The sequence below is a fragment of the Nocardiopsis sp. NPDC050513 genome, assembly GCF_044457925.1.
Lineage (GTDB): Bacteria > Actinomycetota > Actinomycetes > Streptosporangiales > Streptosporangiaceae > Nocardiopsis.
In genome coordinates this window covers 235,320-253,936 of record NZ_JBITHK010000001.1, presented here as the reverse complement: position 1 = coordinate 253,936, position 18,617 = coordinate 235,320, and the positions used below count along the sequence as shown (strand labels likewise).

The following is an 18,617-nucleotide window of genomic DNA, read 5'->3' as shown; positions in this document are numbered from 1 at the left end:
GTCAGTCCGTCGGCGGGCGCAGCCGCGTGACGAACTTGTACCGGTCGCCGCGGTACAGCGAGCGCACCCACTCCACCGGGTGGCCGTCGGCGTCGAAGCTGTGCTGGCAGTGCAGGACGAGCGGCAGCCCCACGTCCACGCCCAGCAGCCGCGCCTCGTTGGGCGTGGCCAGAACCGTCTCGATCGACGCCTCGGCCTCTGCCAGGGACACGTCGTAGGCGCTCGCGAGAGCCTCGTAGAGCGACGCGTAGCGGTCGAGCTGGCGCCGGAGGCCGGGGAAGCGCCGCGCGGCCAGATGCGCCGTCTCGACGGCCATCGGTTCGCCGTTGGCCAACCGGAGCCGCTCGATCCGCAGCACGCGACCGCCCGAACGGATCGCCAGCATCTCCGCCAGGTGGTCGTCGGCGTTGATGTAGCTGACGTCGAGGATCCGCGTGGCCGGGTGCAGGCCGTGCGCGCGCATCTCCTGCGTGTAGCTGGTCAGCTGGAGGATCTGCGCGACCTTCGGCTTGGCCACGAACGTGCCCTTGCCCTGGATCCGCAGCAGGCGGCCCTCGACCACCATCTCGGTCAGCGCCTGGCGCACCGTCGTCCGCGACGTCTCGAACTGCGTGGCCAGGGCGCGCTCGGGCGGGACCGGGTTGCCCGCGGGCATCGCCTCGATGAGCTCCAGCAGCTGCTTCTTCACCTGGTAGTACTTCGGCACCCTGGGGTTGCCGTCCAGTGTGCTCTGACCTGTCATCGGTGTCCTCCCACGCGTCCCGCTCCGGCCACACACCCCTCCGGTGTGGTCGGCGCGGCGGGCCCTCCGGCCGCCGACTGGTGTGGACCACTGGTCGAGTGCGTACCTCTTGAGTATGCACGCCTTCATGGGATGATTTGTGAGTGCCTCACCTCAGTGATCTCATCCGACGCCACACCTCGCTCAAGCAGGCGGACCTCGAGTGGATCCACTCGCTGGTCTCGGACTGGCAGCTGCTCGCGGACCTGTCGTTCGCCGACCTGGTCCTGTGGGTGCGGCTGCGGGACGACAACGGCTGGGTGGCGGTCGCCCAGATGCGGCCCACGACGGGGCCCACGGCCTTCCAGGACGACCTCGTCGAGACGGTGCTGCTCGACGACCTGACCGACGTGACCTCGCGCTCGACCCCCCGGGTGATCGGGCGCCGCGCCCTCATCGACCGCGCCTGGACCGAGGGGCGGATCTGCCGGGACGGCGACCCCGACTGGTCGGGCGGCGTCCCCGTGCGCGAGGAGACCGTCCCGGTGCGCCGCGCGGGCCGGCTCATCGGAGTGATCCAGCGCAGCACCAACCTCAGCTCCGCGCGCACCCCCAGCCGTCTGGAGCTCACCTACCTCCAGAGCGCCGGGGACCTGGCGCAGATGATCGCCGAGGGCGCGTTCCCGTTCAGCGACCAGGGACCGCTCATGGTGCGCTCGCCCCGGGTCGGCGACGGCCTGTTGCGGCTGGACCAGAACGGGGAGGTGGTCTACGCCAGTCCGAACGCCCTGTCGGCCTACCGGCGCCTGGGTTTGGCCGCCGACCTGGTCGGCGCCCGGTTGGACCGCACGACGCTGGAGCTGGCCGCGCAGGGCGAGGCCCGCGACGAGGCCCTCACCTACACCGCGAGCGGCCGGGCGCCGCAGGAGGCCGAGGTGGAGGCGCGCGGGGTCACCGTCCAGCTGCGCGCCATACCCCTGGTCATCGACGGGGTGCGGATCGGCGCGCTGGTCATGGTCCGCGACGTCACCGAGCTGCGGCGGCGCGAGCGCGAGCTGATGACCAAGGACGCGACCATCCGGGAGATCCACCACCGGGTGAAGAACAACCTCCAGACGGTGGCGGCGCTGCTGCGCCTGCAGGCCCGGCGGCTGGACGTGCCCGAGGCGCGCGCGGCGCTGGACGAGGCGGTCGGGCGCGTGGGGTCGATCGCGATCGTGCACGAGATGCTGTCGCACACGCCCGACGAGGTGGTGGACTTCGACGACATCGCCGACCGCGTCATGCAGATGGCCGCCGAGGTCTCCTCGACCGGGAGCACGGTGGTGCCGCGCAGGGAGGGCGGGTTCGGACTGCTGTCGGCGCTGGTGGCCACACCGCTGTCGATGGTCCTGGCCGAACTGGTGCAGAACGCGGTGGAGCACGGGCTGGGGCAGGGTCCCGGGGAGATCGTGGTGCGGGTCCGCCGGTTCGACGCCGTGCCCGGCCACCCGAGGGCGAGCAGCCTGGAACTGGCGGTCTGCGACAGCGGCGGCGGGCTGCCGGAGGACTTCGACCTGGAGGGGACGACGAGCCTGGGGCTCCAGATCGTGCGCACGCTCATCGTGGGCGAGCTGGGCGGGACGCTGGCGATCAAGCCGCGCGACGACGGCGGGACCGAGGTGGCGATCAGCCTGCCCCTGGAGCAGCAGGAGGAGGCGGAACTGCGCTGACCCGGCCCCCGTCGCGTCGTCGGAGGCGCTCGGGGGCGTCGGTGCCCGTCCGGTGGCGGCCGGCCTAGCTGCGGACCATCGGGCGGCGCACGCTGCCGCGCCCCCGCATCCGGCGGCGCTCGTCCTCGCTCGTGCCGCCCCAGACACCGCCGTCCTGGCCGCTCTCCAGCGCCCACTTCAGACACGCGGAGCTGACGGGGCAGCGCTGACAGACCGCCTTCGCTTCCTCGATCTGGATCAGTGCGGGGCCGAAGTTGCCGATGGGGAAGAAGAGCTCGGGGTCTTCGTCACGGCAGGCTGCTTCATGGCGCCAGTCCATGCGGTCCACTCCTCACAGTGAGGCGATCGGGGGTTGTGAACATTTTCACGATCGTACGTGGGGCGCCCAGTGGACGGTTTCCACCGGAGGGGTCAGGGCCGAGACGGCGAGGTTTCACCCCACGGCCACGTGGGAAGCGCCCCAATTAACTCGCCCGTAACTCATGGCGATAACTTGAGCGTGACAGGCTTGCAGGGCCGGTGCAAGAGCTCTCGGGGCCAAAGGTCCTGATCGGCGTGTCGGGTGCGTCACAGTGGGCGTGAATGGTGTCTTTCCGGCCAATTAACAGATGATTCGTAATGCCTTCGGTACCGAGTGGAAGTTGACCCGTTCGCGCTCTCCCAGGTACTCCCCGTCGATTTGGAAAGCCCGGGGATGGGTGGACGAGATCTCGAGTGAGTCCAGGTCGTGCCAGGTGAGGTACCCGTCGCCGATCGCCGGGAGACCCTTGGGAAAGAACATCTGCGAAAGTACCCACCCGGTGAGCGGGTGCGAGGAGTTGGTCAGCGCGAAAGCGTCCAACCCCAGCTCGAAACGGGACGAGGGCGTCGGTTGGAGCGGCAGTGAGCCGGCGTAGGTCCACGGCGTGGTGTTGGTGACGAGGGCGAAATAGACCCCGTCCCGGGGCGGTCCGCCCGCGGACACGCGCAGTGACGGATCCCGGATATCCCCGCGGAAGAACAGCTTTACCGCCACTTCGGCGTACAGGGCCGGGGTGGCCCTGCGCCCTTGGGCGCGCGCGTGCTCGACCTGCTGGACGACGTCGGCGTCCCATCCGAAACCGGCGCAGAAGGTGAAGTAACGGTCGTCCTCGTCGCTCGTGATCCGGCCCAGGTTGATCTCCCGCTCCCGGCCCGCGCGGATCGCCTCCAGCACCGCGCTGGTCGCCTCGACCGGGTCGCCGGGCACACCCAGGGAACGGATGAACACGTTGGCGCTGCCCCCGGGGATCACGGCGTAGCGGGGGCGCGGCAGATCGTCCGGGGTCGCCAGGAGCCCGTTGACCACCTCGTTGACCGTGCCGTCACCGCCCAGGCTGAGCACCAGCTCGAATCCGTCCGCCGCGGCCTTGCGCGCCAGCTCGCTGGCGTGGTCGCGGTAGGCGGTCTCGACGACGGTGAGGTCCAGCTCCGAGGCCAGGGCGCCGACGATCACCTCACGCGTGCGTGACGTGGTCGTGGTCGCCTGGGGGTTCACGATGAATAGGGCGCGCACGGCCTCAGTCTAGGCGCTGTCGGCCCGCGCACCCGGGGCGCGAGGCCCGGTGTGGTCGGGTGCGCGTCCGCACCGGGCCGGGAGACGGTGTGACCTGGGCGGGGACCCGGGGGCGCCGGTCGGCGGGTCGCGTATAGGCTCGACGGGTGTCCTCACGTCCCGTCACCATCGTCGTCGCCGCCGCGCTGGAGGCCCTGATCGGGCTCGCCGCCGCCGTCGGCGGCCTCTACAGCTTCGTCACGGCGGTCACCGGCCGGGCCGCGTCGGTCACCTCGGCGGTCCCGCTGGCCGTCCTCGGACTCGGCGCGGGCGCCGTCCTGGTGTTCGTCGCGCGCGGTCTGTGGCGGCTGCGCGACTGGGCGCGCACGCCCGTGGTGGTCACACAGCTCTTCCTGGCGGTGGTGGCGTACTACATGTTCACCAGCGGCCAGTACCTGATCGGCGGGGTGCTGCTCGCCGTGGCCCTGTGCGCGGCCGGGACGGTCCTGGCGCCACCGACGACCGCGGCGCTCTTCCCCCCGCAGGAGAGGAAGTAGCCCCGCGGTCGCCGGTGGCCGACCCCCGGCCGGTCAGTCGTCCGTGGTCAGCGCCTGGCGCAGCTGGGCCAGTGTGCGTGCCAGCAGACGCGACACGTGCATCTGGGAGATGCCCAGTTCCTGGGCGATCTGCGACTGCGTCATGTTGCCGAAGAAGCGCAGCAGCAGGATGCGCTTCTCCCGCGGGGGCAGTTGTTCCAGCAGTGGTTTGAGCGACTCGCGGTACTCGACGCCCTCCAGGGACTCGTCGACGATCCCCAGTGAGTCGGCCACCGCGGGGGCGTCCTCGTCGCCGCTGTCGGGCGCGTCCAACGACACGGTGGAGTAGGCGTTGGCGGACTCCAGGCCCTCCAACACCTCCTCCTCGGTCATCTGCAGGTGTGCCGCGAGCTCGGCGACGGTCGGCGAGCGTCCCTCCCGCTGCGACAGGTCGCTCACCGCCTTGGTCAGCGAGAGCTTGAGCTCCTGGAGGCGGCGGGGCACCCGCACCGCCCAGCCCTTGTCGCGGAAGTGCCGCTTGATCTCGCCGACGATGGTCGGTGTGGCGTAGGTGGAGAACTCCACCCCGCGCTCCAGGTCGAACCGGTCGATGGACTTGATCAGTCCGATCGTCGCCACCTGCGTCAGGTCGTCGAGCCACTCGCCGCGGTTGCGGAACCGCCGGGCCAGGTACTCGACCAGGGGCAGGTGCAGCTCCACCAACTCGTCGCGGATCCGACGGCGCTCCTCGGAGTCCGCGTCGAGTTCGTTCAGGCGCTCGAACAACTCTCTCGCGCGAGCCCGATCGGGCACCGCGTGCTCGGTCTTCGCTGTCAGAGCGGGCCCCCTTTCGCTCACGCGGACTCCAGCGTGCCGCGACGCTTGTACAGGACGATGTGGACGCGGTCGTCCGCGCCGACGCCCGCGTCGACCTCGCCCGCCAGGGCGGACAGGACGGTCCAGGCGAAGGTGTCACGCGCCGGGAGGCGGCCGTCGGCGGTGAGCACCGACACGCAGATGCGCATGCCCTCGGGCGTGAGTTCGAACTCCGTGGTCAGTTCCGTGCCGGGCAGCGCCTGGGCCAGGAGCATGGCACAGGCCTCGTCGACCCCGATGCGCAGATCCTCGATCTCGTCGAGGGTGAAGTCGAGGCGCGCGGCCAGGCCCGCCGTCGCCGTCCGCAAGACGGACAGATAGGCGCTGTCCGCGGGCATGTTGACGGTGACAGCGTCCCGGACGCCGATGGCGTCGGCCGTGGGCACAGCGGTTTCTTCGGTCACGTCCCTCCTTCGGGGGGCGAGGTTGCCGCTTGAATGCAATGTATCTCGTTTCACCCTGCCACTGCCGCAGGGAGGTGAGATCGTGTCCGTCCGATCCGGTGCGAACGTGAGACGAACGGCGGTTCTCAGTCTTTTCGGGAGCCCAGAGCGCGCAGCGCGTCGCCGTCCAGCCGGCGGACCGTCCACTCGTCCATGGGCGTGGATCCGAGCGCGGCGTAGAAGTCGATGGCGGGCGTGTTCCAGTCCAGGACCGACCACTCCAGGCGGGTGTAGCCGCGCTCCGCGCAGATCTGCGCGAGCCTCCTGAGCAGTTCGAGGCCGTAGCCGTGGCCGCGCAGGTCCGGGCGGACGTAGAGGTCCTCCAGGTACACGCCGTGCTTGCCGGTCCAGGTGGAGAAGTTGAGGAACCACAGGGCGATCCCCGCGGGCTCCACCTCCCCGTCCTCCCCGACGTGCTCGGCGACGTGGCCGTACACGGCGGCGTCCGGGCCGAAGAGGGCGGTGCGGATGTCCTCCTCGGTGGCGGTGGCCGACTCCGGCTCCTTCTCGTACTCGGCGAGTTCCCTGATCATCCGGTGGATGACGGGAACGTCGTCGGGGCGGGCTGGCCGGATCATCGGATCACCTCGGTCGGAGAGGAGAGGAAGCGAGCCGTTCCAGCCTATGCGCAGCGCGGGACGCTCCCGCGGGAGCGGGTCAGGCGGGGCGGTGGGCGACCATCCGCTCCACCAGACCGAAGAGGAGGCGGTCGTGGTGGCCGACCTCGAAGCCGACCTCCAGCGCGACCTCCCGGGGGAGCCGGCGCGGACGTTCGCGCCGGGCCTCCACGAGGCGGGCGGGGAAGCGCGCGTACTCGATGCGGTCGACCAACAGGAGACGGCCGCCCGGGACGAGGACGCGGAACATCTCCGCGAGGGCGGCGCGCTGGTCGGGCGCCGAGCCGAGCGCGAGGGTGGAGACGACGGTGTCGAAGCACGCGTCCGGGAACTCCAGCCGGCCCGCATCGCCCTCGACGAGGTGGACCGGGCGGCCCAGTTCATCGGCGCGCTCCCGGGCCCTGGCCAGGGCCTCCGGGTTCGGGTCGACCCCCGTGAGGTGGATCTGGGGAGGGTAGTGGCGGAGGTTCCGGCCGGTGCTGATCGCCACCTCCAGGGTGCGACCGCGCGCTCCGGCGCACAGGATTTCGCGGGTACGGCGGAGCGCGGGACCCTGGAGGGCCCCGCCGAGGTCGTCCATGGTCGTTCTGCGGTTCCAGGTGCTGCGTTCGCGCTCGGTGCGCGGGTTCATGTCCTCCCCCGAAGGCCGTGTGGGTGCCCCTGCGTCACGACTCTCGTGGCGCGGCGTCGCCGGGTCAAGCTCGGGGGAGGGTGTTTCCCCGCCCGTTTCGGCCGGGTCGGCCGCCCGTCGGTTGCGGCGTCTCCGGTCCGTTCCCCTCTGCCCCTCTACCCGCCCTGGGGCTTCCCATGGCACTCCGTGCCCGACTGTCCCGATCCGGCCACCGCACGGACGCGACGTGCGGCAGACGACGGCGGGCGCCCCGCGCGCGGCGCGGGGCACCCGGGGTCACAGCACCTTGGACAGGAACGCCTGGGTCCGCTCGTGCCGGGGGGAGGCGAGCACGTCCTTCGGGGAACCCGACTCGACGACCACGCCCTCGTCCATGAAGACCAGGGAGTCGCCGACCTCCCGGGCGAAGCCCATCTCGTGGGTCACCACGACCATGGTCATCCCGCCGCGGGCGAGGTCCCGCATCACGTCGAGGACCTCGCCGACGAGCTCGGGGTCGAGGGCGCTCGTGGGCTCGTCGAACAGCATGAGCGTCGGCTCCATGGCGAGGGCGCGGGCGATCGCCACCCGCTGCTGCTGGCCGCCGGACAGCTGCTCGGGATAGGCGTCGGCCTTGTCCGGCAGCCCGACCTTCTCCAGCAGCTCCCTGGCGGTCTCGGTCGCCACCGCCCTGGGCACGCGCTTGACCTGGACGGGCGCCTCGATGATGTTGCCCAGCACGCTCAGGTGCGGGAACAGGTTGAACCGTTGGAAGACCATCCCGATGTCGCGCCGCTGGGCGGCGATCTCGTGGTCGCGCAGCTCGTGGAGTTTGCCGCCCTTCTGCCGGTACCCCATGAGCTCGCCGTTGACCCAGAGCCGCCCGGCGGACAGCTTCTCCAGGTGGTTGACGCACCGGAGGAAGGTCGACTTGCCGGAGCCGGAGGGGCCGATGACGCACATGACCTCGCCTCGGTTGACGGTGAGGTCGATGCCGCGCAGGACCTCCAGCCGTCCGAAGCGCTTGTGGACGTTCTCGGCGACGACGAGGGCGTCGTTCGTCTCGGTCATCAGTGCGCACCTCCGGTGACGCGCCCGCGCTGGCCCGGGTTGAACCTGCGCTCGACGAAGTACTGGCCGACCATCAGGACACTGGTGATCGCCAGGTACCACAGACACGCCGCGACCAGCATCGGGAAGATCTGGTAGCTGCGCGTCCCGATCGCCTGGAGTTGGTAGAACAGCTCGATCGTCACCGGCACGTAGGCGAGCAGCGCGGTGTCCTTGAGCATCGCGATGGTCTCGTTGCCGGTGGGCGGAATGACCACGCGCATGGCCTGCGGCAGGGTGATCCGCCACAGGACCTTGGCGCGGCTCATGCCCAGGGCCTGGGCGGCCTCGGTCTGGCCCTTGTCCACGGACTGCAGACCGGCCCGGATGATCTCGGCCATGTAGGCGCCCTCGGACAGCGACAGGGCGAGCAGCCCGGCGGTGTAGCCGCTCAGGAGGGTGCGCGCGTCGATCTCGAAGAACCGGAGATCGCCCTCCAGGCCGAACGCGGCCATGAGGTAGTTGTCGAACGGCACGCCCAGCTCGATGGTCGAGTACAGGATGGCCAGGTTGCCGAAGAGGACGGCCAGCACGAGGCGGGGCACGCCCCGGAAGAACCAGGTGTACAGCCAGGAGACGGACACCAGGACGGGGTTGCCGGACAGCCGCATGACGGCCAGGAGGATCCCCAGGACGACGCCGATGAGCATCGACAGCAGGGTCGCGCTGAGCGTGACGCCCACACCGCGCACGACCGGCTCGGAGAACATGTTCTCGAACATGAACGGCCAGTCGAAGGCGTCGTTCGTGACGAGCATGTGCACGAACATGGCGGCGAGGACCAGGATGAACGCCGCGGCGACCCAGCGCTCCGGGTAGCGGACGGGGACGGCGGTGACGGGTTCGACGGGGCGGTCCGGGGCCGTGGCGGCGGACTTCGGACCGCCCGTCGGTTCGCTCGGTGAGGACACGGTGGGGTCTTTCACTCGATGGACGGGATGGGCGTTCGGACAAGGGCCGGAGCGGAGGCCCTGGGCCAACGCGGTCAGCCCTCCACGGACGGGTTGACCTCGGCGGCCTCGATCGCCCCGGCCTCGATGCCCCACTCGGCGAGGATCTCCTCGTAGGTGCCGTTCTCCATGATCGCGCCGAACGCGTCGGCCAGCTCCTGCGCGAACTCCTCCTCGTCGCGGTGCACCACGATCCCGTAGGGTGCGGCGTTGTACTGCTCTCCGATGAACTCCAGCACCCCGTCGCCGGTCTGCTCCAGCGCGTAGGCCGAGGTGGGCATATCCGCGAGCGACGCGTCGTTGAGACCGGAGACGACGGTCTCGGTGGCCTGGGGCTGGTTCGGGAAGCGCTCGATCGTGACGGGGTCCTCTCCCGCCTCCTCGCACGCCTCGCTGCGGGCGGTGATGTCCTCGTCGTGCGTGGTGTTGGACTGCACGGCGATCCGCATGCCGCACGGGTTCTCCGGGTCGACGTCCTGGGGGTTGCCCGTCTGGGCGAACCACTGCGTACCGGAGGAGAAGTAGCTGACCATGTTGACGGCCTGCATGCGCTCCTCGGTCACCGTGAACGAGGAGGCGCCGAGGTCGTACTCACCGCTCTGCACACCGGTGATGATCGAGTCGAAGGCGGAGGGCACCCATTCGGCCTCCATGCCCATCTCGGCGAGGGCGGCCTCGACCAGATCGACGTTGAAGCCCTGGACGGTCTCGCCGTCGTCCTCCAGGAACTCACCGGGAGGGTACGAGGCCTCGACGCCGATGACCACCACGTCGGAGCCCTGCCCGGACCCGGAGGAGTCGCCGCCGTCGTCGCTGCCGCCGCCACAGGCGGACAGGGCCAGGATTCCGGCGAGGGAGAGGGCGCCGAACGCGGTGCGGCGTGCGGGGTCGGGCGTGAGCGTGGCCATGGTGGGGTCTCCTTCGAGCGCACGTCGTGCCTGGCCAGGGTCCGGGAAGGGGGCCCGATCGCCAGTTCCCAGGCAGCATCCACGACATTCTGTACAAAAAGGGGGTACTGAGGTGCCGTCAATGGTGGCCACCCGCGATGTTCCTCCGGTCACCGTTGTGAGAGGATTGCGTAACGGGTCAACCCCGTGAGAGGCGGCCGCGCAGTACTCGCATAGGAGTCCGGCGAAGCACGACCCTTCTCGGAACGCACCTCCGGTCCGACGCGACCGGAGCCGAGGAGGCTCCCCTAGCACTCACACGTCTTCGCGCGCAGCCCCCGCCGCTACCAAGTCCGCCCCCGTCATGGCCGACGCCGGGCGTACACGCGAAACCTGAGGGGTTTGAGAAGTTGTCCACTGATTCGCACACCCATGAGACGCCCGCCCACCTGGACCAGGATCCCGCCTTCGCCCTGCACCGCGGCGGCAAGCTCCACGTGACCTCCTCCGTCGACGTCAACGACCAGGCGAGCCTGTCCCTCGCCTACACGCCCGGCGTCGCCCGCGTGTGCGACGCCATCGCCGAGCACCCGGAACTGGTCGAGGCCTACACCTGGAAGAGCAACCTGGTCGCCGTCGTCACCGACGGCACCGCCGTCCTGGGGCTCGGCAACATCGGACCCGAGGCGTCCCTGCCGGTCATGGAGGGCAAGTCGCTGCTGTTCAAGCAGTTCAGCGGAGTCGACTCCGTGCCGATCGCGCTGGCCTGCACCGACGTCGACGAGATCGTCGAGACCGTCGTGCGCATGGCTCCGTCCTTCGGCGGCATCAACCTCGAGGACATCTCCGCTCCGCGCTGCTTCGAGATCGAGCGCAAGCTGCGTGAGCGCCTGGACATCCCGGTCTTCCACGACGACCAGCACGGCACCGCCATCGTGGCCGTCGCCGCGCTGCGCAACGCCGCCCGGCTGACCGGCCGGACCCTCGGCGACCTGCGCGTCGTGGTCTCCGGCGCCGGCGCGGCCGGGGTCGCGGTCACCAAGATGCTCCTGGACGGCGGCATCGGCGACATCGCCGTGGCCGACTCCAAGGGCATGATCCACGGGGACCGCGAGGGTCTCACCCCGGTCAAGCGGGAGCTGGCCGCCCTCACCAACAAGGCGGGGCTCCAGGGCTCGATCGAGAGCGCCCTGGAGGGCGCCGACGTCTTCATCGGCCTCTCCGCCGGCGAGGTGCCCGAGTCGGTCGTCGCCACGATGGCCGAGAACGCCATCGTCTTCGCGATGGCCAACCCGAACCCGGAGGTGCACCCGGACGTCGCGCGCAAGTACGCGAGCGTCGTCGCCACCGGGCGCAGTGACTTCCCGAACCAGATCAACAACGTCCTGGCCTTCCCCGGCGTGTTCCGGGGCGCGTTCGACGCGGGCGCCAGCGACGTCACCGAGAACATGAAGCAGGCCGCCGCCACCGCGCTGGCGGAGCTGGTCGGCGACGACCTGTCCGCCGACTACATCATCCCCGGCCCCTTCGACGAGCGGGTGGCCCCCGCCGTCGCGGCCGCCGTCGCCGCGCAGGCGCGCGAGGACGGCGTCGCCCGGAAGTAGGGCCGGCCCCGCACGACGGGTGGGGCCCGGAGCGCGTCCTGGCGACGCCTCCGGGCCCCACGCGTGTGCTCGGACTCCTAGTCCCTCGTCCCCCCGGTCCCTCCGTCCCCGTCGGCGTCGTCCTGTTCGCTGACCGCGGTGCCCCAGGGGTCGGCGGCGGTGCCGCCGCCGACGGGCGGCATCGGCCGGGCCTCCGGTCGCTCCTCGGCGGACTCCTCGGCGCCGGGTCCCTCGGCCGCCGGCTCCGCGGGCGGGCCGGTGTCCCCGGCCTCCCCGGCGGGCTTGTCCTCCCCGCGCCCCTCGTCCTCGGCGCGGTCGCACGGCGGGCCCCATCGGCGCACGTCGCGGCGGATCACCTCGACCGTGTCGTCGAGGATGCGCCGCAGGTCGGTGGCCGCCGCCTCGCCGACGTGACCGGCCTCCCGGACGACGTCGCGCACGCGTTCGGAGAACTCGCGCAGGGCCTGGTCGAACTCCGGGGTGTGCGAACGGTCCGAACCGCGGCCCCAGGCGGCGCCGAACGCGCCGCTGAACCCCTGGGCGAAGCGCTCCCACTCGCGGGCCCACGGGCCGCCCTCGCGGCCGTGTTCCCGTTGGTCGTCGCCCTCGCCTGGCCTCTCGTCCGAGCCGGGCTCCTCGGCGGTCGCCCCCGAGGGCTCGCCCGCGTCCTTCGGCGCCTCGGGTTCCTCGCCCTCCGTCTGGGCGGGACCGGCCGCGGTGTCCGCCGAGGGGCGGCGCGCGCCCCCGGCGGCGTACTTCAGCTCCTCGCGCAGGGAGCTGATGGTCGCGCGCACGTCCTGCTTGACCGCGCGGGCGACGTCGCGGACCGAGTCGGTGATCTCCCGTTCCAGGTCGTCCAGGTCACCGCTGCGGTCCCGCAGTTCCTGGCGTCCCTTGTCGGTGAGGCGGTAGACCTTGCGGCCGCCTTCCTCGGTGTGCGTGACCAGCCCCTCCTCCTCCAGACGCGCCAGGCGCGGGTAGATCGTGCCGGGGGAGGGCGAGTACACGCCCAGGAAGCGGTCGCGCAGGAGGCTGATGATCTCGTAGCCGTGCCGCGGGCTCTCGTCCAGCAGCTTGAGCAGGTAGAGCCGGAGCCTGCCGTGGCCGAAGATGGTGCTCATTCAGGCTCCCTCGGGGATCGCGGCGGGCGTGGCGGGCGCGCGGCGCAGGAGCGCGGTACGGGCCGACACGGTGGTGGTGGTGATGGCGGCGGGGTCGACGCCGGGGCCGATCTTGCCGCTGAGCACGTTGCGCGCCGGGGCGCTGCGCCGGTCCAGGGAGAAGTCGCTGTCCAGGGCGCCGGTGACCGACCGCATCTCGACGTTCGCGGAGGTCTCGGCGGGGACGCGCAGGGCGATCTCGCCGGAGACGGAGTTGAGCCGGACCCGCCCGGAGGGGGACAGGTCGGTGTCCGCGAGGATCTGGCCGGACGCGGTCTTGGCGCTGAAGTCCGACAGGCGTCCGCCCGCGACGGCGAGCTGGCCGCTGACGCTGTTGAAGGTCAGTGACCCGGACGGGTTGCGGACCGAGGCCTGGCTGTTGGCGGTGGTGATGTCGGTCGCGCCGGAGGCGTCGTCGAGGGTGATCTCGCCGGACGCGGTCCGGATGCTCGTGCGGGCCCCCAGGCCGGCGGCCACGACGGGCGCGCTGACCGTGTTGATCTCCACCGGGCAGTCCTTCGGGAGGCGGAGGTTCACGGTGGCCTTGCGGCTGCCCATGCTCTTGTAGCTGTTGAGCTGGATGGGCCGGAGGCGGTCGAGGAGCCCCTGGCTGGTGAGGTCCTCGTAGTGGATGGTGAGGATCCCCGCCTCCTGGGTCACCAGGACGGGTTCGCCGACGATGTCGGTGACCTCGAAGGTGACCGGGTCGTCGGTGGGGAGGATGTTGACGTGACCGCCGATGATCCTGACCTTCAACGCGACGATGCCGTCGAGTGTGTGGGTCATCGGCTTGTCGATGGTCCAACGTGCCATCGTGCACCCTTTCGCTCGCTCGATGTCATCACGATATGTCGCGAGTCGGGTGAACTCAAGATATGTCGCGGATATCGGGGGAGGTTCAGGGGAACGCCGGGGCTGACCCCGAGGCCGCCAGGTGTCCGCATCGTCGGGCTCGGGGTCGCCCTGATCGCTCCCGGCTTCCTCCTCCTGCTGCTGGGCCCGGGGTCCGGCCGGGAGCGGCTGCGGGTGACCGGTACCCGGTGGTCCGGGCACGCGGAAGGGCCCGGGTCATCGCGACCCGGGCCCTTCCGCGTCCGTCACGGACCTACTCGCCGTCCTCGTCGTCCAACCGGGCCAGCCAGGTGGCCAGGCGGTCGACGGCCGTCTCGAACTCGGGGTTGACGTCGGTGAACGTCCTCAGCTGCTCGGCGAGCCAGGCGAAGCTGACCTCCTCGTCGCCGCGGCGGTTCTCCAACTCCTCGATTCCGCGATCGGTGTAGTACACGTCGCCCCGTCCGTCCTAGTCGGCCGGCGGGAACACCGTGTCCACCAGGGCGCGCTGCTCGGCCTCGTGCCGCTTGGCCGAACCCGCGGCCGGGGCCGAGGAGGCCGGGCGCGAGATCCGGGTGAACGGGCGGTCGAGCTGCTCGGAGAAGACCAGCGCCACGAACGGCCACGGGCCCATGTTCGCGGGCTCCTCCTGGACCCAGAGGACCTCGCCCGCGTTCGGGTAGGCCTTGAGCTGCTCCCGGATCTCCTCGATCGGCAGCGGGTAGAGCCGCTCCGCGCGGATGATCGCGGTGTGCTTGTCGCCGCTCTTGCGACGGGCCGCGTCCAGGTCGTAGTAGATCTTGCCTGAGCACAGCACCACGCGGCGGACCTTGTCGGGAGCGATGGAGTCGTCCCCGACCAACGGCCGGAAGTGGCCCGACGTGAAGTCGTCGGCGGCCGACGTGGCGGCCTTCAGACGCAGCAGCGACTTCGGCGTGAAGATCACCAGCGGACGCTCCAGCTGCGACTTCGCCTGCCAGCGCAGCAGGTGGAAGTAGCTCGCCGGGGTGGTCGGCATGGCGACCGTCATGTTCTCCTGCGCGCACAGCTGGAGGAAGCGCTCGATGCGGGCGGACGAGTGGTCCGGCCCCTGGCCCTCGTAGCCGTGCGGAAGCAGCAGGGTCACGCTGGAGCGCTGGCCCCACTTCTGCTCGCCCGCGCTGATGTACTCGTCGATGACGGTCTGCGCGCCGTTGACGAAGTCACCGAACTGCGCCTCCCACATCACCAGCGCGTCCGGCCGGGTCAGCGAGTACCCGTACTCGAAGCCCAGCGCCGCGTACTCGCTCAGCAGCGAGTCGTGCACGTGGAAGCGGGTGGTGCCGGAGTCGAACTGCTTGAGCGGCGTGTACGACTCACCGGTCTCGCGGTCCATCAGCGTGGCGTGCCGCTGGCCGAAGGTGCCGCGGCGGCTGTCCTGGCCGATGAGGCGGACGGTGTGGTCGTCCAGCAGCAGCGACCCGAAGGCCAGCAGCTCACCGGTGGCCCAGTCGACGGCGTCGCTCTCGACCGTCTGCGCGCGGCGGGCGATCTGCGGCGCCAGCCGCGGGTGCGGTGTGAAGCCGTCGGGCAGGTTGACCTGGGTGTCGATGACCCGCTTGACGGTCTCGGTGCTGATGCACGTCTCGACCGCCGAGTGGTCCAGGCGGCCCTCGGTGAACACCTCGGGCTTGACCACGGAGCCGGGCTCGATCGGGCGCTTCTCGACCTCGCGGGTCTCGGTGAAGGCGCGCTCCAGCTCGGTCTGGTAGTCGCGCAGGGCCGACTCGGCCTCCTCCACCGTGATGTCGCCGCGGCCGATGAGGGCCTCGGTGTACAGCTTGCGGGTGGAGCGCTTGGCGTCGATGACGTCGTACATCAGCGGCTGGGTGAACGCGGGGTTGTCGCCCTCGTTGTGCCCGCGGCGCCGGTAGCAGACCATGTCGATGACGACGTCCTTGTTGAACGCCTGCCGGTAGGCGAAGGCCAGGTGCGCGACCCGGACCACGGCCTCGGGGTCGTCCCCGTTGACGTGGAAGATCGGCGCCTGCACCATCCGCGCGACGTCGGTGGCGTACACGCTGGAACGGCTGTCCGACGGCGAGGTGGTGAAGCCCACCTGGTTGTTCACGATGATGTGCACCGTGCCGCCCGTGCGGTAACCGCGCAGCTGGGACAGGTTCAGGGTCTCGGCGACCACGCCCTGCCCGGCGAACGCCGCGTCACCGTGGATGAGGATCGGCAGCACCGTGAAGCCGTGCGGACCCTTGTTGAGGAGGTCCTGCTTGGCGCGGACGATGCCTTCGGCGACCGGGTCGACCGTCTCCAGGTGGGACGGGTTGGCGGCCAGCGAGATGCGGATCCTGTCGCCCTCGCGGGTCTCGAAGAAGCCCTCGGTGCCCAGGTGGTACTTGACGTCGCCCGAGCCGTGCGCGCTGCGCGGGTCCAGGTTGCCCTCGAACTCACCGAAGATCTGCGCGTAGGACTTGCCGCAGATGTTGGCGAGCACGTTGAGGCGGCCGCGGTGGGCCATGCCGATCACGGCCTCGTCCAGCTCGGCCCTGGCGGCCTTGGAGATCACGCCGTCCAGCAGCGGGATCAGGGACTCGCCGCCCTCCAGGGAGAAGCGCTTCTGACCCACGTACTTGGTCTGCAGGAAGGTCTCGAACGCCTCGGCGCTGTTGAGCCGGTGCAGGATGTGCAGCTGCTCGTCGCGGTCGAGCTTCTCGTGCTCGCGCTCGACGTGCGCCTGGATCCACTCCCGCTCCTCCGGGCTCTGGATGTGCATGTACTCGATACCCACCGTGCGGCAGTAGGTGTCGCGCAGCACGCCCAGCACGTCGCGGAGCTTCATGACCTGCTTGCCGCCGAAGCCCCCGGTGGGGAACGAGCGGTCCAGGTCCCACAGCGTCAGCCCGTGCTGGAGGACGTCCAGGTCGGGGTGGCGGCGCACGTCGTGGTCGAGCGGGTTGGTGGCCGCCATCAGGTGGCCGCGCACGCGGTAGGCGTGGATCAGCTCCTGGACCCGGGTGGTCTTGTCGAGCTGGGTGGCCGTGTTGACGTGGATGTCCTGGACCCAGCGGACCGGCTCGTAGGGGATGTGCAGGGAACGGAAGATCTCGTCGTAGAAACCGTCCTCGCCCAGCAGGAGCTGGTGGATCCGGCGGAGGAACTCACCGGACTGCGCGCCCTGGATGATGCGGTGGTCGTAGGTGGACGTCAGCGTCATGACCTTGCTGATGCCCAGCTCGCTGAGGGTGTCCTGGGAGGCGCCCTGGAACTCGGCCGGGTACTCCATGGCGCCCACGCCGAGGATGGTGCCCTGGCCGGGCATCAGACGCGGCACCGAGTGCACGGTGCCGATGCCGCCGGGGTTGGTCAGGCTGATCGTGGTGCCCTGGAAGTCCGTCACGCCCAGCTTGTTGTTGCGGGCCTTGCGGACCAGGTCCTCGTAGCCGCTCCAGAACTCGGTGAAGTCCATCTCGTCCGCGCCCTTGATGGAGGGCACGACCAGCTGGCGGGAGCCGTCCGGCTTCTGGAGGTCGATGGCCAGACCGAAGTTGACGTGCTCGGGCTTGGCCACACCGGGCTTGCCGTCGAGCTCGACGTAGGAGTGGTTCATCTCCGGCATCGACTTGAGCGCCTTGACCATGGCGAAGCCGATGAGGTGGGTGAAGGAGACCTTCCCGCCGCGCCCGCGGCGGAGGTGGTTGTTGATGACGATGCGGTTGTCGAACAGGAGCTTGACCGGGACCGCGCGCACGCTGGTCGCGGTCGGCAGCGCCAGACTCGACTCCATGTTGGTCGCGGTCCGCGCGGGAGCCCCGCGCAGACGCTCCTGCTTGACCTGGAGCGCATCGTCGCTCTTGGGTTCGGAGGCCTGGGGGGACTTCTTCGGCGCGGGGGCCGCGGGAGCCTTGCTCTGCTGCGCCTTCGCGGGCTTGGCGGCTCCTCCGCTCTTCACGCCGGAATCCGCGGGCTTGTAGTCCGCGAAGAAGTTCCACCAGGCCTTGTCAACGGAGTTGGGGTCGGTCAGGTACTTCTGATAAAGCTCCTCGACCAACCACTCGTTGGGGCCGAAATCTGTCAGGGGTTGAGACGCCTCAGACGACACGGCGGAGATCGCCCACTTCCGCAGCTCGCTAGTGAATGTGTATGGAGACGGGTGGCTGCCGGCAAGGCGGGCTCAATGAACACGTGGGATAGCCCCCGCGGTCCGGGGAGTATCTGACCTGGCCAGCACTCGTCCTGGTCCCAGGCTACTTGTACCGCCCTCCAAGCGGGGAACGCGAGCGTTGTTGAAACTAGGAGATAGCTAACAATCTTTCACAGCCCCGTTGTCTCTGCGTGGCGTCGGCTTTGCGGAGCGTGCCGATCGTGTCGTGAATGTGCTGATTTGTAGGGGTTTTGGCGTGCGGCCGCCATGACCGAGTCCGGCCATGGCGGATGTGGCGCGTCACACGGGGCCCGTCCCGCGCCGGGGAGGCGGCTCCGCTCGTCCGGCGCCACCACGGTCCGGAGGCGGTCCGCCGTTCCTTCCGCGCCCGCCGCGCCGCCGCAGGTCGCGAAACGCCGGTGATCCCCGCCACGAGTGTGCGGATCTGTGTGCTCTCCGGCGTTTTCCCACGCGGGAGCCGTCGCCGTGCCTACGATCTCGGTACGAACTGGGGACACACAGCAGGGGGTGGGCACCGTGAGGGGGCTCGGGGAACTCGAGGCGGCCATCATGGACGCGCTGTGGCGGGCCGAGGAACCGCTGTCCGTGCGCCGTGTCCGCGAGACCATGGTCTACGACCGGGAGATCGCCTACACGACCGTGATGACCGTCGCCAACATCCTCTTCCACAAGGGCCTGTTGGACCGTGAGAAGTCGGGCCGCGCCTGGGTGTACTGGCCGCGCGAGTCGCACGCCGAGTACACCGCGCGCGTCATGGACGAGGTGCTCAACGCCGGGCCGGACCCGGGGGCGACCCTGCGGAGCTTCGTCGAGCGGTTCAGCGACGAGGACATGGCCAGGTTCCACCGGCTGCTCGACCAGGTCCGGGACCGCAGGGGCATCGCGATCTGA

At 70.3% G+C, this 18,617-nt stretch carries 18 protein-coding genes; 4 read left to right on the top strand and 14 right to left on the bottom strand.

Translation table 11 applies throughout. The annotated features are described in order from the left end of the window. Position 1: 1 nt before the first annotated feature. Entirely contained in the window at positions 2–742 is a 741-nt protein-coding gene (locus ACIBFB_RS01065) for a GntR family transcriptional regulator (RefSeq protein ID WP_075926201.1), read from the bottom strand. Between the two features lie 143 nt (positions 743–885). Here ACIBFB_RS01065 and ACIBFB_RS01060 point away from each other — a divergent pair, with 143 nt between their 5' ends. Beyond that, positions 886–2,433, top strand: coding sequence for a sensor histidine kinase (locus tag ACIBFB_RS01060; RefSeq protein WP_397224804.1), 1,548 nt, complete (start codon positions 886–888; stop codon positions 2,431–2,433). Positions 2,434–2,497: 64 nt separating this feature from the next. On the opposite strand, the gene ACIBFB_RS01055 is transcribed toward ACIBFB_RS01060, so the two are convergent. Beyond that, positions 2,498–2,752, bottom strand: a complete 255-nt coding sequence (locus ACIBFB_RS01055; RefSeq protein WP_397224802.1) for a WhiB family transcriptional regulator — start codon at positions 2,750–2,752, stop codon at positions 2,498–2,500. Between the two features lie 282 nt (positions 2,753–3,034). Beyond that, a complete protein-coding gene (locus tag ACIBFB_RS01050) occupies positions 3,035–3,967 on the bottom strand; it encodes a diacylglycerol/lipid kinase family protein (protein WP_397224800.1) in 933 nt (310 codons plus the stop codon). A gap of 146 nt (positions 3,968–4,113) precedes the next feature. Between ACIBFB_RS01050 and ACIBFB_RS01045 the strand changes: the two genes are divergently transcribed. After that, on the top strand, positions 4,114–4,503 hold the full coding sequence (locus tag ACIBFB_RS01045; protein ID WP_397224798.1) for a hypothetical protein: 390 nt from the start codon (positions 4,114–4,116) through the stop codon (positions 4,501–4,503). Between the two features lie 33 nt (positions 4,504–4,536). On the opposite strand, the gene ACIBFB_RS01040 is transcribed toward ACIBFB_RS01045, so the two are convergent. The 7 genes from ACIBFB_RS01040 to ACIBFB_RS01010 all read right to left on the bottom strand — a co-directional run bounded on the left by ACIBFB_RS01040 (position 4,537) and on the right by ACIBFB_RS01010 (position 9,996). Then, on the bottom strand, positions 4,537–5,295 hold the full coding sequence (locus tag ACIBFB_RS01040; protein WP_051059085.1) for an RNA polymerase sigma factor SigF: 759 nt from the start codon (positions 5,293–5,295) through the stop codon (positions 4,537–4,539). 41 nt (positions 5,296–5,336) lie between these two features. Beyond that, positions 5,337–5,762, bottom strand: a complete 426-nt coding sequence (locus tag ACIBFB_RS01035) for an anti-sigma factor (RefSeq protein WP_397224796.1) — start codon at positions 5,760–5,762, stop codon at positions 5,337–5,339. Positions 5,763–5,887: 125 nt separating this feature from the next. Then, positions 5,888–6,379 (bottom strand): GNAT family N-acetyltransferase, encoded by a 492-nt coding sequence (locus ACIBFB_RS01030; protein WP_397224794.1) that lies wholly within the window; start codon positions 6,377–6,379, stop codon positions 5,888–5,890. A 79-nt stretch (positions 6,380–6,458) separates the two neighbouring features. Next, positions 6,459–7,049, bottom strand: coding sequence for a class I SAM-dependent methyltransferase (locus ACIBFB_RS01025; RefSeq protein ID WP_397224792.1), 591 nt, complete (start codon positions 7,047–7,049; stop codon positions 6,459–6,461). A 276-nt stretch (positions 7,050–7,325) separates the two neighbouring features. Beyond that, complete coding sequence (locus ACIBFB_RS01020) at positions 7,326–8,099, bottom strand: amino acid ABC transporter ATP-binding protein (protein WP_397224790.1); 774 nt, start codon at positions 8,097–8,099, stop codon at positions 7,326–7,328. Continuing rightward, the gene (locus ACIBFB_RS01015) at positions 8,099–9,049 is read right to left on the bottom strand and encodes an amino acid ABC transporter permease (protein ID WP_397224788.1); all 951 of its coding nucleotides are present in this window, start codon (positions 9,047–9,049) and stop codon (positions 8,099–8,101) included. The genes ACIBFB_RS01020 and ACIBFB_RS01015 overlap by 1 nt, the downstream gene beginning before the upstream one ends. A gap of 74 nt (positions 9,050–9,123) precedes the next feature. Further along, positions 9,124–9,996, bottom strand: a complete 873-nt coding sequence (locus ACIBFB_RS01010) for an ABC transporter substrate-binding protein (protein WP_397224786.1) — start codon at positions 9,994–9,996, stop codon at positions 9,124–9,126. Positions 9,997–10,385: 389 nt separating this feature from the next. Here ACIBFB_RS01010 and ACIBFB_RS01005 point away from each other — a divergent pair, with 389 nt between their 5' ends. Then, complete coding sequence (locus tag ACIBFB_RS01005) at positions 10,386–11,579, top strand: NADP-dependent malic enzyme (protein ID WP_397224784.1); 1,194 nt, start codon at positions 10,386–10,388, stop codon at positions 11,577–11,579. Positions 11,580–11,656: 77 nt separating this feature from the next. On the opposite strand, the gene ACIBFB_RS01000 is transcribed toward ACIBFB_RS01005, so the two are convergent. The 4 genes from ACIBFB_RS01000 to ACIBFB_RS00985 all read right to left on the bottom strand — a co-directional run bounded on the left by ACIBFB_RS01000 (position 11,657) and on the right by ACIBFB_RS00985 (position 17,663). Beyond that, complete coding sequence (locus ACIBFB_RS01000; RefSeq protein ID WP_397224782.1) at positions 11,657–12,700, bottom strand: helix-turn-helix transcriptional regulator; 1,044 nt, start codon at positions 12,698–12,700, stop codon at positions 11,657–11,659. Beyond that, positions 12,701–13,552, bottom strand: a complete 852-nt coding sequence (locus ACIBFB_RS00995; RefSeq protein ID WP_397224780.1) for a DUF4097 family beta strand repeat-containing protein — start codon at positions 13,550–13,552, stop codon at positions 12,701–12,703. Positions 13,553–13,844: 292 nt separating this feature from the next. Beyond that, positions 13,845–14,024, bottom strand: coding sequence for a DUF6104 family protein (locus ACIBFB_RS00990; protein WP_397224778.1), 180 nt, complete (start codon positions 14,022–14,024; stop codon positions 13,845–13,847). Between the two features lie 15 nt (positions 14,025–14,039). Next, the gene (locus tag ACIBFB_RS00985) at positions 14,040–17,663 is read right to left on the bottom strand and encodes a multifunctional oxoglutarate decarboxylase/oxoglutarate dehydrogenase thiamine pyrophosphate-binding subunit/dihydrolipoyllysine-residue succinyltransferase subunit (protein WP_397224776.1); all 3,624 of its coding nucleotides are present in this window, start codon (positions 17,661–17,663) and stop codon (positions 14,040–14,042) included. Positions 17,664–18,242: 579 nt separating this feature from the next. On the opposite strand from ACIBFB_RS00985, the gene ACIBFB_RS00980 reads away from it, so the two are divergent. Next, positions 18,243–18,617 (top strand): BlaI/MecI/CopY family transcriptional regulator, encoded by a 375-nt coding sequence (locus ACIBFB_RS00980; protein ID WP_397225409.1) that lies wholly within the window; start codon positions 18,243–18,245, stop codon positions 18,615–18,617.

What these genes read in the sequence shown, in the direction of transcription:
- ACIBFB_RS01020 (WP_397224790.1), bottom strand. Translation starts at nt 8,099, where the DNA reads ATGACCGAGACGAACGACGCCCTCGTCGTCGCCGAGAACGTCCACAAG.
- ACIBFB_RS00995 (WP_397224780.1), bottom strand. Translation starts at nt 13,552, where the DNA reads ATGGCACGTTGGACCATCGACAAGCCGATGACCCACACACTCGACGGC.
- ACIBFB_RS01010 (WP_397224786.1), bottom strand. Translation starts at nt 9,996, where the DNA reads ATGGCCACGCTCACGCCCGACCCCGCACGCCGCACCGCGTTCGGCGCC.
- ACIBFB_RS01030 (WP_397224794.1), bottom strand. Translation starts at nt 6,379, where the DNA reads ATGATCCGGCCAGCCCGCCCCGACGACGTTCCCGTCATCCACCGGATG.
- ACIBFB_RS01055 (WP_397224802.1), bottom strand. Translation starts at nt 2,752, where the DNA reads ATGGACTGGCGCCATGAAGCAGCCTGCCGTGACGAAGACCCCGAGCTC.
- ACIBFB_RS01000 (WP_397224782.1), bottom strand. Translation starts at nt 12,700, where the DNA reads ATGAGCACCATCTTCGGCCACGGCAGGCTCCGGCTCTACCTGCTCAAG.
- ACIBFB_RS01065 (WP_075926201.1), bottom strand. Translation starts at nt 742, where the DNA reads ATGACAGGTCAGAGCACACTGGACGGCAACCCCAGGGTGCCGAAGTAC.
- ACIBFB_RS01025 (WP_397224792.1), bottom strand. Translation starts at nt 7,049, where the DNA reads ATGAACCCGCGCACCGAGCGCGAACGCAGCACCTGGAACCGCAGAACG.